Source organism: Alcaligenes sp. Me129 (assembly GCF_050487245.1).
Classification (GTDB): domain Bacteria; phylum Pseudomonadota; class Gammaproteobacteria; order Burkholderiales; family Burkholderiaceae_B; genus Alcaligenes; species Alcaligenes phenolicus.
In genome coordinates this window covers 153,312-167,556 of record NZ_JBKQGX010000006.1, presented here as the reverse complement: position 1 = coordinate 167,556, position 14,245 = coordinate 153,312, and the positions used below count along the sequence as shown (strand labels likewise).

Here is a 14,245-nt window from a genome sequence, read left to right as displayed (position 1 = left end):
CTGCGATCCACAGCAGCACCGCTTTTGATGCAGGGTCTGAGCATACTGTGCGGTCAATTATCTCACGCATCGCAGCCGCTACGGACTGCTGTGATCAGCCTTTCGTGACGAAAAAAAGGGCGAGCCCGTGCCCGCCCTTTTCCAACAACACCCTGAAAGTCTATCAGAAGTTCAGAGCGCGTTTGTCCACTGCCAAGGCCGCTTCTTTCAGGGCTTCGGACAGGGTTGGGTGAGCATGGCAAATACGGGCGATATCTTCCGACGCGCCACGGAATTCCATGATTGCAACAGCTTCAGCCACCAGCTCGGAAGCCACAGGGCCCACAAAGTGCACGCCCAGAACTTCGTCCGTCTTGGCATCCGCCAGAACCTTCACAAAGCCGGTCGTGTCACCCAGTGCGCGGGCACGGCCGTTAGCCAGGAAGGGGAAGCTGCCAGCGCGGTAAGCACGGCCTTCGGTCTTCAGTTGCTGTTCGGTCTTGCCAACCCAGGCGATTTCGGGCGAGGTGTAAATAACCCAAGGCACGGTGTCGAAGTTGACGTGGGGTTGCTGACCAGCCAGACGCTCGGCCACAGCCACACCTTCCTCTTCGGCTTTGTGAGCCAGCATAGGACCACGCACCACATCACCCACAGCCCAGATACCTGGCAGGCTGGTGGCGCAATCGTCGTCCACAACCACAAAGCCGCGCTCGTCCAGTTTCAGACCGATGGTGTCTGCACCCAGACCGGCAGTGTTAGGCACACGGCCGATGGACACGATCAGCTTGTCGGCTTCCAGCTTGTGCTCGGCACCAGCGGCGTCCACGTAGTTGATGGTGACCTGTTTGGCGGACTTCTTGATTTCGCCAACTTTCACACCCACATTGATCTTCAGACCTTGCTTGGTGAAAGCCTTCAGGGCTTCCTTGGCAACGTCGCGATCCACCGCGGACAGGAACTCGGGAGCACCTTCCAGAATGGTCACTTCGGCACCCAGGCGACGCCATACGCTACCCAGTTCCAGACCAATCACACCGGCACCGATAACGGCCAGCTTCTTGGGAACCTTGGGCAGACGCAGTGCGCCGTCGTTGGACAGAATTTGCTCTTCGTCGAACTCGGCACCGGGCAAGGCACGAGCCGAGCTACCGGTAGCGATGATGACGTTCTTGGCAACCAGCTCTTCAGCGTTGGCACCGGCCACGTTCACCGACCAGCCGCCGTCAACCTTGGCGCCAAAGGAAGCGGTGCCGTGGAAGAAAGTGACCTTGTTCTTTTTGAACAGGTACAGGATGCCGTCGTTGTTCTGCTTGACGACCACGTCTTTGCGACCGATCAGCTTGTCCAGATTCAGCGATACGCCCTTGACGTCCACACCGTGATCAGCCAGATGCAGATTGGCGTGCTCGAAGTGCTCGGAAGATTGCAGCAAGGCCTTGGAAGGAATGCAACCAACGTTGGTGCAAGTACCGCCAGGAGCGGGTTTGCCTTCAGCGGTGGACCATGCGTCCACGCAAGCGACGCTCATACCCAGTTGAGCAGCACGGATGGCGGCGATGTAGCCACCAGGGCCTGCACCAATCACGACAACATCAAATTGCTTAGCCATAAAAAATCCCATAAATGTGAAAAGGCACGCTGGACCGCCCGGAAGTCAGACGGGAAAGTATCAGGTGGCGAACGCCAACCCCCAGGGCCTTAAACAAAGTCGGCCAAGGCTTAGAAGCAAGCACTTGGCCGTAAACATACTAGACCGAAACTACCGCGTGCTTAGACGTTCAACAGCAGACGCTGTGGATCTTCCAAGGCTTCCTTCATGGCCACCAGACCCAGAACGGCTTCGCGGCCGTCGATGATACGGTGGTCGTAGGACATGGCCAGGTAGTTCATGGGGCGAATCACGATCTGACCGTTTTCCACAACAGCGCGATCCTTGGTGGCGTGGATGCCCAGGATGGCGGACTGAGGTGGGTTGATGATGGGAGTGGACAGCATGGAGCCGAACACACCACCGTTGGAGATCGAGAAGGTACCGCCTGTCATTTCTTCCAGGGTCAGCTTGCCGTCGCGGGCACGGGCACCGAAGTCAGCGATTTGCTTTTCGATGTCAGCGATGGACATTTGATCAGCGTTACGCAGGATAGGCACCACCAGACCACGTGGGCTACCAACGGCCACACCGATGTCGAAGTAACCGTGGTAGATGATGTCTTTGCCATCAACCGAGGCGTTCAGTACGGGGTATTTCTTCAGGGCGGCAACAGCAGCCTTGACGAAGAAGGACATGAAGCCCAGTTTCACGCCGTGCTCTTTCTCGAACTGATCCTTGTACTTCTTGCGCAGATCCAGCACAGCTTGCATGTTGACTTCGTTGAACGTGGTCAGCATGGCGTTTTCGGACTGCGACTGCAGCAGACGCTCGGCGATGCGAGCGCGCAGACGGCTCATGGGCACGCGCTGCTCTGGACGGCCGTCCAGGGACAGGGTTGGAGGGGCAACAGGAGCGGCAGCAGGTTTAGCAGCAGCGGCGTTGGCTTCCAGAGCGTCACCCTTGGTGATGCGACCACCACGGCCGGAACCTTCCACGGAGCTGGCTTCCACACCCTTTTCAGCCAGGATCTTGGCAGCGGCAGGCGAAGCAACCGAAGAGGCGGCGGAGCTGGCAGCAGGAGCGGCAGCGGCTGGGGCAGCAGCAGGAGCGGCTTCTTGTGCAGCGGCGGCAGGAGCGGCAGCGCTGGCCTTGCCTTCGGAGTCAATACGGGCCAGCACGTCGCCGGAGGTAACGGTGCTGCCGTTGGCCTTGACGATTTCGCTCAGCACGCCCGAGGCAGGAGCGGGAACTTCCAGCACAACCTTGTCGGTTTCGACTTCGATCAGGATTTCATCAGCCTGGACCATTTCGCCAGGTTGTTTTTTCCACTCCAGCAAAGTGGCTTCGGAGATGGATTCAGAGAGTTGGGGAACCAGAACGTCGGTAATTGCCATGATTATATTTTCCGTATTTAAAATTTAGGGTGCGTTATTTGGTCAGCATGAAGCCTTTGCGAGCGCCGAAAGCCTGCTCCAGCAGCGCCTTGTGTTGTTCCTGGTGTTTGGCCAGGTAACCAACGGCAGGCGAAGCGGACGCGGCACGGCCGGCGTAACCCAGCTTCTGACCTTCGGTCATGTTCTCGTAGATGTGATGCTGAACGTAGAACCATGCACCTTGGTTTTGAGGTTCGTCCTGAACCCAGATAACTTCCTTGGCGTTGCTGTACTTGGCCAGCTCTGCCTGGAAGGCCTTGTGGGCAAACGGATACAACTGCTCCACACGGATAATGGCAATATCGTTGCGCTCCAGCTCTTTACGGTGGTTCACCAGATCGTAGTAAACCTTGCCCGAGCAAGCCAGAACACGTTTGACAGCGGCTGCATCAATCGCCTGATCGGTCTCGCCGATCACCGGCATGAAGTGACCCTCAGCCAGATCGCTCAGTGGCGAGGTAGCGTCTTTATTACGCAGCAAGGACTTGGGCGTCATGATGACCAAAGGCTTGCGGAAAGGACGGATCATCTGACGACGCAGCACGTGGAAGATCTGGGCGCCGTTGGTGGGCTGAACAACCTGGATATTGTTGTCAGCGCACAGTTGCAAGAAGCGCTCGATACGGGCCGAGGAGTGCTCCGGACCCTGACCTTCGTAGCCGTGTGGCAGCATCAGAGTCAGACCGCAATGACGGCCCCACTTGGCTTCACCCGACGTAATGAACTGGTCGATCACAACCTGGGCGCCGTTGGCGAAGTCGCCGAACTGAGCTTCCCAGATAGTCAAAATGTTGGGCTCTGCCGAAGCGTAACCGTATTCAAATGCCAGCACGGCTTCTTCGGACAGAACCGAGTCAATCACCGTGAAGTTGGCCTGCCCTTCGGAGACGTTCTGCAAAGGAATGTAGGTACCGTCGTTCCAGCGCTCACGTTTTTGATCGTGCAGCACAGCGTGACGGTGGGTAAACGTACCACGGCCCGAGTCCTGGCCGGTAATACGGATGGCGTAGCCGTTGTTCACCAGGGTTGCAAAGGCCAAGTGCTCGCCCATGCCCCAGTCCACCTGAGCTTCGCCACGTGCCATGGCACGACGGTCATTCAGCATGCGGTTGACCAGCGGGTGAACCGTAAAGCCTTCTGGCACGGTGGTCAGTTTTTCACCGATGCGTGTCAGTTCGGACATAGGCAAGGCGGTGTCAGCCTGGTCAGTCCATTTGGCGCCCAGGAAGGCAGACCAGTCGGTGGCGTACTTGTTCTTGTAGTCTGTCAGAACAGGTTCAACCGTGCGCTTGCCATCTTCCATCAGTTGACGGTAAGCCTTGACCAGATCTTCGGGTTCGTTCTCGGACAGAATGCCTTGAGCAACCAGCTTGTCGGCGTACAGTTTGCGCGTACCGTTGTGCTGACCAATCTTCTTGTACATCAGCGGCTGGGTCATCGAGGGAGTGTCTTGCTCGTTGTGGCCCAGTTTGCGGAAGCAAACAATATCAACTACCACGTCGTGCTTGAACTCGCGGCGGAAGTCCAGAGCCAGCTGAGTCACGAACACCACGGCTTCAGGATCGTCGCCATTGACGTGGAACACAGGGGCTTCAATCATCTTGACCACGTCCGTGCAATACAGCGTGGAGCGTGTATCGCGAGGATCAGAGGTGGTGAAACCGATCTGGTTGTTAATAACGATGTGCAGCGTACCACCGGTACCGTAGCCACGGGTCTGGGCCAGGTTCAGTGTTTCCATGACCACACCCTGACCGGCAAAAGCCGCGTCACCGTGAACCAGCACGGGCAGAACCTGGCTGCCGTCTTCGTCGCTACGACGATCCTGACGAGCACGGACCGACCCCTCGACCACTGGGTTAACAATTTCCAGGTGGGATGGGTTAAAGGCCAGAGACAGGTGAACCGGACCGCCACGAGTGGACAGGTCGCTGGAGAAACCGTTGTGGTACTTCACGTCGCCGTCGGTCAAGCCTTCAGCGTGACGGCCTTCAAACTCGGCAAACAGGTCACCGGGCATCTTGCCCATGATGTTGACCAGCATGTTCAGACGACCACGGTGAGCCATACCCACGATGATTTCCTGAACGCCGTTCTCGCCAGCGTGGTTGACCACTTCATCCATACAAGCGATGAAGCTCTCGCCACCTTCCAGGGAGAAGCGTTTCTGACCGACGTATTTGGTGTGCAGGAAGCGCTCCAGGCCTTCGGCCTCGGTCAGCTGCTGCAAGATGTTGCGTTTTTGGTCAACGTTGAAAGAACCTGTGCCATGCACCGACTCCAGGCGCTGCTGAATCCAGCGCTTGACGACCGGGTCGGAGATGTACATGAATTCTGCGCCCACCGAACGGGAGTACGTATCACGCAAGGCCTTGAGCATGTCGCGCAGCGTCATGGTGTCGGCTTTGGTGAAGTAAGTGTTGGTGGCGGAGTAGACCTGGTCCAGATCTGCTTCGGTCAAACCGTAGAAAGCAGGGTCCAGTTCAGGGATGCTGGGGCGTTCGGAGCGCTTCAGGGGATCCAGATCAGCAATGCGTGCACCCAGGGAGCGGTAAGCAGCAATCATGGACTGAATCGACACTTGCTTCATGGCAACTGTCAGGTCCGGTGCTTGGGCGCTGGTCAGGAAGGCATTGGCTTTGGCACGCTGAGCGAAGGACTCGACGATGGGAGCGTGAGCTTGATCGCGGGTGCTGTCGCGGCCGTCAGTCGCAGGCTGGTGCTGCAGCTGGTCGAAGTACTCGCGCCATTGGTCGGCGACGGAGCCTGGATTGTCGAGGTAGGACTCGTAGAGTTCTTCGACGTAAGGAGCATTGCTCCCGAACAAATAAGAGTTACTGAGCAGTTCTTTTTGCGATGACATTATTACGCTTCACCTATCCGAGTGTTTCACTCGTGTTGAGATGCAGGAAAACCTTCCGCGACACGGACCTCGCCGGTTAGCGGATAGCAGGAGCAGAAGGCAACGTAGGACGCCTTATACAAGCCGTATTGATCTAGTATAACGCCGCACACAAAAGGCGCAATTAATGACATCTAAAATGCTTGGCGACTGCGTCATACCGTTGGCATTAACAAACACATCGATCTATCACGAGGGCGAATTCTTACAAAAGAAGCGCTCCAAATCATGATTGACGCCCCTTGGCTGCCCCACATGAAGGAAAAATTCCGATATGCTAATCGGGTGCAGCAAGTACGCGCTTCGCGGGCCCCTTTTCCACCAAACCGAGCCCAGCCTGCCCTTGGTCACCTTGAGGCAGGCAACAAGCGTTGCCATGACATATGCTGCCTATAACAAATCAGCACCTACCTGGTGACTGTATTTCTTATAAATTAGATTCACTTTTACACTAGAAAATCCTATCAGGAGCTTTACCAAAATGGATGCCAACGCCGATCTGGCCAAACTTGCGCTGGACTATCACGCGTATCCCACTCCCGGGAAAATCTCGGTGGTCCCTACCAAGACCCTAGCCAATCAAGATGACCTCTCGCTAGCCTACTCCCCCGGCGTCGCATCTGCTTGCATGGCCATCCACGCCGAAGGCGAAGAAGCCGCCGCCAAGTACACCTCGCGCGCCAACCTGGTTGCCGTGGTTACCAACGGTACCGCCGTGCTGGGTCTGGGCAATATCGGCCCCTTGGCCGCCAAGCCCGTCATGGAAGGCAAAGGCTGCCTGTTCAAGAAATTCGCCGGCATCGACGTGTTCGATATCGAACTGAACGAAACCGATCCGGACAAGCTGGTCGACATCATTGCCGCACTGGAACCCACCCTGGGTGGTGTGAACCTGGAAGACATCAAGGCCCCCGAATGCTTCTACATCGAGAAGAAGCTGCGCGAGCGCATGAGCATTCCCGTGTTCCACGATGACCAGCACGGTACCGCCATCATCTCGTCCTCCGCGGTTCTGAACGGCCTGAAAGTCGTCAACAAGAACATCGCCGACATCAAGCTGGTTTGCTCGGGCGCTGGCGCTGCTGCCATTGCTTGCCTGGACTTGCTGGTTGCCCTGGGCGTGAAGCTGAGCAACATTTTCGTGGCCGACTCGCGCGGCATCATCTGGAAAGGTCGCGACGAGAACATGGAGCCCAACAAGGCTCGCTACGCTCAAGAAACCGACGCCCGCACCCTGGCTGATGCCATGGTTGGCGCTGACGTGTTCCTGGGTTGTTCCGCTCCTGGCGTCCTGTCCGCCGACATGGTCAAGACCATGGCCGACAAGCCCCTGATTCTGGCCCTGGCCAACCCCGAGCCTGAAATCCGTCCTGAAGTAGCCAAGGCTGCCCGCCCTGACTGCATCATCGCCACTGGCCGTTCGGACTACCCGAACCAGGTCAACAACGTGCTGTGCTTCCCCTTCATCTTCCGTGGTGCCCTGGACGTTGGCGCCAGCGTGATCAACGAAGAAATGAAGCTGGCTTGCGTGAAAGCCATTGCCGAGCTGGCCCAGGTCGAGCAAAGCGACGATATGGCCACTGCTTACGGCGGCGAGGATCTGCGTTTTGGTCCTGAGTACATCATCCCCAAACCGTTCGACTCCCGTCTGATTGTTCAGATCGCTCCTGCCGTGGCCCAAGCTGCGATGGACTCCGGCGTTGCCGCCCGTCCTATCGAAGACATGGACGCCTACCGTCAGAAGCTGATCGCCATGACCTACCACACCGGCCCGCTGATGCGTCCGTTGTACATGCAGGCCAAGGCTGCGCCCAAGCGCATCATTTACGCTGATGGCGAAGACGAGCGCGTATTGCGTGCCGTGCAAACCGTCGTGGACGAGAAGCTGGCCCAGCCTATTCTGGTGGGTCGCCCCAGCGTGATCGACATGCGCGTCAAGAAAGCTGGCCTGCGTCTGGAAGCGGGCAAGAACGTGCAAATCGTTGATCCTGAAGACGACGATCGCTTCACCGAGACCTGGACTGCCTACTACAAGCTCAAGGCACGTGAAGGCGTGACTCCAGACATCGCCAAAGCCATGATACGCAAGCACAACTCGCTGATCGGCGTGATGCTGCTGCAACGTGGTGATGCTGACGGCATGATCTGCGGCGTGGCCAGCAACTACGACAGCCAGCTGCACTATGTTGAGCAAGTCATTGGCCTGAAGAAAGAAGCCCAGACTTTCGCCGCCATGAACGTGCTGATGCTGCCTACACAAACTCTGTTTGTGTGCGACACCCACGTCAACGAGAACCCCACTGCCGAACAGATCGCCGACATGACGATCCAGGCCGCTGACGAAGTCAAACGCTTCGGTGTGGTGCCTCGTGTCGCACTCTTGTCGCACTCGAACTTTGGCAGCCGCCAGACCGAGTCGTCCCGCAAGATGGCCAAGGCTCGTCAGATCCTGGCTGAACGCGCTCCCGACCTGGAAGTGGACGGCGAAATGCACGCTGACTCCGCCCTGTCCGAGAAAATCCGCCTGAAAGCCTTCCCCGACAGCACGCTGCGCGGTTCGGCCAACCTGCTGATTACTCCTAACCTGGACGCCGGCAACATCACCTACAACATGCTGAAGATGACAGGCAGCAACGGTGTGGCCATGGGCCCCATCCTGCTGGGTGCGGCTCGCCCCATCCACATCCTGACCACCAGCGCTACGGTGCGTCGCATCATCAACATGACAGCCCTGGCTGTTGTGGATGCACAGCAAGAAGCCCAGCAAAACAGCTAATCCTGTTTAGCTGAATAAAAACCGGATGCAGCGTAAAGCGGCATCCGGTTTTTTATTTCATGATGACTTTGGCACCCAGTTTCGCTGAACAAAGCTGTCGCCTGATCCAACAGAGTATCGGTGCTCAGGATCCAGCTCATTTAGCCACAACGGACACAACACAGCCACGTATCCTCTCTCAGGGTTGGCGGGTGCCCGGAATCTTGTGCAAGTTCACTCCGTCAGCCGCGAAGTGTCCGAACCAGATGAGCAGACATCACACTCCAAGTGCGGCCTATTTTCGCACCCGCCCTGCTCGCACAGACAAAGGCCAACTGATTCGGCGACGCTGATCGGGATCACCCCACTGCTTGCGCAACTCCACTTCCACTGCGCTCAAGGGACTGGCGCCCAGCGCTTTTTCAGCCGCTTTCACAGCCGACCAGGTTCTGATGTATCCCAGGAGCTGCGGCAAACTCCAATCCACCTCCATGGCCAAAGGCGGCAAGCTCAGCTCCTGAAAAGGAAAGGCCAGGCTGCGATACCCCTCTTCCACATGACGGCGCTCCGGTGGCCAGTAAGCGCCGATGGTTTCATAGTAGAAATGCTGCATGACGCTATCCACTGCACCCTCCACATTCAAGACGCCATAGGTGATCAAAGCCAGCAAGGCATCGGGGCGAGCGATACGCTGAACCTCGGCATAGAAAGGCCCCAGATCCAGCCAATGAGCCGCTTGCGCGACGGTGATCAAATCCACGCTGTTATCAGCCAGACCGCTGTTGTCAGCCAAAGCCGTGCGATAGCTCACACCCTCTTGCGGCTGCGCCTGAGCAATCTGATCGGCGCTGCCATCCGTGGCAATCACTTCCTTGAATCGCTTGGCCAGCAACACAGAAAGCTGCCCAGTCCCGCAGGCACAATCCAGCGCCCTATCCTGTGCGGGACTCAGTTCAGCCAACACATCCGCCAGCTTTTGCGGATAACTGGGGCGGTAACTGGCATAGTCGGCTGCAACTTGGGAAAAGTGATCTTTGAACTGGGAGTCTGCCATCGCTTCACCTTTGTCTCTTGATATCAAGCCATATAGTAGTTTGCTAAACGCGGAGTCTGGAAACCAGCGTAAAAAAGAGACTATTTTTAAGCAGGCACATGAGGCATCCCTAGCCACTCGCTCACCGAGTGGCCGACTGACTGACTGACTGACTGACTGACTGACTGACTGACTGACTGACTGACCGACTGACCGACTGACCCAGCTCAAACAGGCCAACGAAGTTTGAACTTGCGATGACCCACACGTTGCGCATGATAGATCCCTGCATGCCCCGAGAACACATAGGCTGCTACACAAGCGATCGCCGCCAAAGGCCCCAGTTCTGCACCAAACAGCTCCATCGCCATCAGTGTGCACGCAATCGGTACATTGGCTGCGCCGGCAAAGACGGCCACAAAGCCCAAGCCCGTCATCATGGAAAAAGGCATGTGCAGCAAGGGAGCCAAAGCATTACCCAGAGTCGCCCCGATGTAGAACAAGGGCGTGACCTCCCCTCCTTTAAAACCGGAGCCTAAAGACAGGACAGTAAACCCCAGCTTGCCCAGAAAATCCCATGGCTGCATAGGCTCGTGGAAAGAGCGCACTATTTCCGGAACACCCAGGCCAATGTACTGGTAGGCATCCAACGCCCAGACAGCTATCGCCACCACCAGCCCGCCCCAGAAGGGTCGCATGGGTGCGTACTTGATGCTCTTTTTCATCCAGGCGGAAAGCTGGTGAGTCAGCATGGCGAACAACATGCCGATCAGGCCGAACAGAACCCCAGCGATCAACACAGCCAGCATGCTCCAGCTGTCTAGTGACACGACGTACTCAACGACGTAATGGGTATGCTGCACGCCCCAGATCAGGCCCACCTGGTCGGCAACAATCGCAGCGATCAGACAAGGAAACAAGGCGTTGTAGCGCATACGGCCTATCGCCAGCACTTCCATGCCAAACACGGCTCCGGCTAAAGGCGTGCCAAAGACAGATGAAAAGCCGGCACTCATACCTGCCATCAACAGAATGCGTCGATCCTCCCGGCCCAGGCGAAACACATGGGTTAGCTGGTCCGACAAGGCGGCACCCATTTGTACGGCGGTGCCCTCTCGGCCTACCGATGCACCGAACAAATGGGAAATCACGGTTCCGCCAAGCACCAAAGGCGCCATGCGCAAAGGCACCACTTTCTTGGGGTCGTGAATTTCCTCGATCAGCAGGTTATTACCTGCACTAACAGACTGCCCTACGCGTTCATACACCCAGCCTACGGCCAAGCCTGCCAGCGGCAGTAGCCAAATCAGCCAGGCATGCTGTATCCGCCAGGAGGTAGCCTGCTCGAGTGAAAAAAGGAAAAAAGCGGAAGCGCTGCCTGCCAGCACGGCAATCAGGCAAGCGAGCACCAACCATTTGCCGTAATAGGCCAGCAGGTTTAGCGAGAGTGAGGTTTTGAGTCTGTTCATGGGTTGTAAGCTCAATGGAATCGGGCTGACCACAAACAGAAGATGTAAACGCAGACGCCTACAGCCCCGACGGTGGTCAGGTCACTGTAGACGTCATCAGCTGCTTCAGAACGAAACGGCGGTTAAAGGAGGAACGTCATCTCCAGGAAGAAATTGTACAACGACTCCTTTAAGCCGCAAATAAACAGAGCAAAATTTTCAAGCCATGGCCGGTGTCATCTGACGGCCCCGGGACAGGCTCAAGCCCCCTATGGTCAGTGCCAGAAAGACTGCGGCAGCTATCCACCAGCCCATGGCACCAGTAATCAAGGCCTGGCCGATCAGGCCTGCCTGAATGACGTAATACACCATGGGTATCAAGGTCTTGCGAACAATCTCGCCCTCACGTCCCAACATGCCGACAACCGCACCGGCAGCCACCACGTTATGGACGCAAATCATATTGCCAGCTGCTCCACCTACCGCCTGCAATGCAACCACGATAGCGGACTGGTCCACACTCAAGCCAATTTGCTGAGCGGTAGAGAACTGGAAGTACGAAAACATCATGTTGCTGACAGTATTGGAGCCCGCAATAAATGCCCCCAGACTGCCCACCCAGGGTGAAACCGTAGGCCATGCCTGCCCAACCGCCGACGCGGCCCCTTGAGCCAGCACCAGCGGCATGCTGGCAATGGAACCGTCAGCCGCTGCCGAGTTGATAAACACCTGCACCATAGGCACGGCCAACAACAAAGCAGGAGCTGCGCTGCCCATGGTACGCAGCGATGCTTTCACACCGACGACATACTGCTGACTGTTCATGCGAAAAATCGCAATGCAGGCCAGTGAGACCAGAATCAAGATGGCCCCTGGCGAGAACAGCAACTGAGCCGACGTAGAAATACCAGTGCCCAAAATACCTTCCACCTTGATTGTGGCCGACGGCCCCGTCAACCAGGCTTTTACGGCAGGAACAGTACGAGTAAAGATCAAAAGTGCAACCACCAGCACATACGGAGAGAAAGCCCGCAATACCGAAAAGCGTTGCTGCGATTCCGTGTTATCCATCGCCACTGTGCCCAGCCAGTGGGACGGCCATTGACTGCGATCCGGGAAATCAAAGGTTTTGCGAGGTGCAAACCAGCCCTTTCGAGCTGCGCTCACCATAATTACCAGTCCGACCATCGAACCCAGCATGGAGGGGAACTCAGGGCCCAGGGTAATGGCAATCAGGTAGTACGGAACGGTAAAGGCCAAACCGGCAAACAAAGCAAACTTCCATGCCCCCAGTCCCTCGGCAAAGGAGCGGCGTTCACCGAAAAAGCGAGTCAACAAACCGCAGAGCAACAGTGGAATCACAAAGCCGGTCATGGCATGAATCAAGGCGACGTTCTCGACGATCTGCTGCAAATACTCAAGCGGCTGCAGGGGCGAAATGGCAGCTGCAACATCAACCTTGTTATCAATACCCGAACGCACTCCAACCAGCATGGGCGTACCAACCGCCCCGAAAGACACAGGCGTGGACTGGATAACCAACACAGCCATCACCGCGGCCATGGCAGGAAAGCCCAGAGCCAGCAGCAAGGGAGCCCCAACAGCGGAAGGCGTACCGAAACCCGACGAGCCCTCGATCAGGGAGCCGAACAACCAGGCAACAATAATGACCTGAATGCGACGATCCGGCGATACATCCATAAAGCCCTGGCGAATCGCACTTAATGCTCCGCCCACCTTGAGCGTATTCAAAAGCAGCACGGCACCAAATACAATGAACAGCAGGGTCAATGCGGTAACAATGCCGTTGATCGTGGCTGCAGCAATAACTTCGGCCTGGCTCCCCCATACAAATAAAGCGAGAATCGCCGTAACCAGATACGCGGCCCCCATCGATAGTTTGGCTGATCGCCCCATCACCACCATCAATAGAAAAACAACCAATAATGGCGTCAGAGCCAACAAGGTGTATAAAAGACTCATCCCGAATTCTCCTTTGTGTGACTGCACATATAGGAGGAAGAGGTTTTGTTGGTGAACAAAATGCGGCTAGGAGCCCGGCCCTGGGCAGCGCAACCACTTCCCGTTTTGTATTTTTGAGCATCATAGCGGTATTACCACCTTTGCATTACCAGCAGAAACCCTGACTAGTTTGGCGCCCCAAGGCCTTAATATGATTAAAAAACCAAGAAAGTGGTAATACCAAATTTAAAGAAGCGTCTTATATGACTATGAATCCCAGCACTCGCCTATCGGACCTGGTTGCTGAAAAAATCCGGCAACTTATACAGGATGAACAGTTGCAACCCGGTGACCGAATCCCGTCCGAGCGTCAATTGGCTGAACGGCTGGATGTGTCGCGTGTACCGATACGGGAGGCCTTGCGCTCGCTAAGCTCTGAAGGCTTGCTGGTTACCCGCCGTGGTGGGGGTACTTATGTTCAAGACAGCGAGTTGATCAACTGGCCAGCCCAGAGCATTGCGCCTCTGGAGGAGCTGATCAATGAAGACCCCTTGTATCGCTATGATGTCCTGGAGGCACGTCGGGCCTTGGAAGCCAGCACAGCCTGGCATGCGGCACAACGCGCAACAGATGCGGACAAAAAGCGCATTGAACAGTGTTTCCAAGTGATGGTTCGACATCAACAAAACCAGGATGCAGACCTGTCGGCACGTGCAGACGCCCAATTTCATCTGGCAATTGCCATGGCTTCTCATAATGTCGTGCTGGTACAACTGATGAATGGCTTGTTCCAGTTAGTGTTCTCTACAGTGAAAGAGAACCGGCGCGCCATGTTCGAGTTCGACAATGCACGGGAAGTGGAAATTTTGACCGAACAGCACGCAGGAGTCATGAAAGCTATTTTGGATGGTGATGCAGAACGGGCTCGCGAGCTGATCGGGCACCACCTGGATCATGTCCAGGCCAAAGTCCGATTTTCTGAAGAGAACAAAGCTCGTGAACAGCGGATTTTCCGCTTCAACAACCACCTGTCTCAGCCTTGAAGCCTAGCCTGTCAGGCATTGGAGCTGCTGCATGTTGACGTGCATATGGTGGTGACAATGCCAACAGCAATGCCAGCGACTCTGGCGATGCGGGCA

8 protein-coding genes and 1 riboswitch are annotated in these 14,245 nt (G+C 56.4%); of the genes, 2 read left to right on the top strand and 6 right to left on the bottom strand.

Annotated elements, in window-relative coordinates; genetic code table 11:
• Nucleotides 1–163: 163 nt before the first annotated feature.
• The 3 genes from lpdA to ACLPGZ_RS08650 form a co-directional block, all read right to left on the bottom strand.
• Nucleotides 164–1,591: a dihydrolipoyl dehydrogenase gene (gene lpdA / locus ACLPGZ_RS08660; RefSeq protein WP_009457672.1), complete on the bottom strand. Its 1,428-nt coding sequence runs from the start codon at nucleotides 1,589–1,591 to the stop codon at nucleotides 164–166.
• 161 nt (nucleotides 1,592–1,752) lie between these two features.
• Complete coding sequence (odhB, locus tag ACLPGZ_RS08655) at nucleotides 1,753–2,967, bottom strand: 2-oxoglutarate dehydrogenase complex dihydrolipoyllysine-residue succinyltransferase (RefSeq protein ID WP_009457673.1); 1,215 nt, start codon at nucleotides 2,965–2,967, stop codon at nucleotides 1,753–1,755.
• Between the two features lie 34 nt (nucleotides 2,968–3,001).
• Nucleotides 3,002–5,869, bottom strand: a complete 2,868-nt coding sequence (locus ACLPGZ_RS08650; protein ID WP_035270812.1) for a 2-oxoglutarate dehydrogenase E1 component — start codon at nucleotides 5,867–5,869, stop codon at nucleotides 3,002–3,004.
• A 520-nt stretch (nucleotides 5,870–6,389) separates the two neighbouring features.
• Between ACLPGZ_RS08650 and ACLPGZ_RS08645 the strand changes: the two genes are divergently transcribed.
• Nucleotides 6,390–8,684, top strand: a complete 2,295-nt coding sequence (locus ACLPGZ_RS08645; RefSeq protein WP_026484296.1) for an NADP-dependent malic enzyme — start codon at nucleotides 6,390–6,392, stop codon at nucleotides 8,682–8,684.
• Nucleotides 8,685–8,958: 274 nt separating this feature from the next.
• Here ACLPGZ_RS08645 and ACLPGZ_RS08640 read toward each other — a convergent pair whose 3' ends face one another.
• The 3 genes from ACLPGZ_RS08640 to ACLPGZ_RS08630 form a co-directional block, all read right to left on the bottom strand.
• A complete protein-coding gene (locus ACLPGZ_RS08640) occupies nucleotides 8,959–9,717 on the bottom strand; it encodes a class I SAM-dependent methyltransferase (RefSeq protein ID WP_137431267.1) in 759 nt (252 codons plus the stop codon).
• A gap of 206 nt (nucleotides 9,718–9,923) precedes the next feature.
• A complete protein-coding gene (locus tag ACLPGZ_RS08635; protein WP_137431268.1) occupies nucleotides 9,924–11,165 on the bottom strand; it encodes a voltage-gated chloride channel family protein in 1,242 nt (413 codons plus the stop codon).
• 80 nt (nucleotides 11,166–11,245) lie between these two features.
• Nucleotides 11,246–11,318, bottom strand: a riboswitch (Fluoride riboswitch).
• Between the two features lie 45 nt (nucleotides 11,319–11,363).
• A complete protein-coding gene (locus ACLPGZ_RS08630) occupies nucleotides 11,364–13,127 on the bottom strand; it encodes an L-lactate permease (RefSeq protein WP_203144995.1) in 1,764 nt (587 codons plus the stop codon).
• A 242-nt stretch (nucleotides 13,128–13,369) separates the two neighbouring features.
• Between ACLPGZ_RS08630 and lldR the strand changes: the two genes are divergently transcribed.
• A complete protein-coding gene (gene lldR / locus ACLPGZ_RS08625; RefSeq protein ID WP_026484289.1) occupies nucleotides 13,370–14,149 on the top strand; it encodes a transcriptional regulator LldR in 780 nt (259 codons plus the stop codon).
• The last annotated feature ends 96 nt before the right edge of the window (nucleotides 14,150–14,245 follow it).

What these genes read in the sequence shown, in the direction of transcription:
- lpdA (WP_009457672.1), bottom strand. Translation starts at nt 1,591, where the DNA reads ATGGCTAAGCAATTTGATGTTGTCGTGATTGGTGCAGGCCCTGGTGGC.
- ACLPGZ_RS08645 (WP_026484296.1), top strand. Translation starts at nt 6,390, where the DNA reads ATGGATGCCAACGCCGATCTGGCCAAACTTGCGCTGGACTATCACGCG.
- ACLPGZ_RS08630 (WP_203144995.1), bottom strand. Translation starts at nt 13,127, where the DNA reads ATGAGTCTTTTATACACCTTGTTGGCTCTGACGCCATTATTGGTTGTT.
- ACLPGZ_RS08650 (WP_035270812.1), bottom strand. Translation starts at nt 5,869, where the DNA reads ATGTCATCGCAAAAAGAACTGCTCAGTAACTCTTATTTGTTCGGGAGC.
- ACLPGZ_RS08635 (WP_137431268.1), bottom strand. Translation starts at nt 11,165, where the DNA reads ATGAACAGACTCAAAACCTCACTCTCGCTAAACCTGCTGGCCTATTAC.
- lldR (WP_026484289.1), top strand. Translation starts at nt 13,370, where the DNA reads ATGACTATGAATCCCAGCACTCGCCTATCGGACCTGGTTGCTGAAAAA.
- odhB (WP_009457673.1), bottom strand. Translation starts at nt 2,967, where the DNA reads ATGGCAATTACCGACGTTCTGGTTCCCCAACTCTCTGAATCCATCTCC.
- ACLPGZ_RS08640 (WP_137431267.1), bottom strand. Translation starts at nt 9,717, where the DNA reads ATGGCAGACTCCCAGTTCAAAGATCACTTTTCCCAAGTTGCAGCCGAC.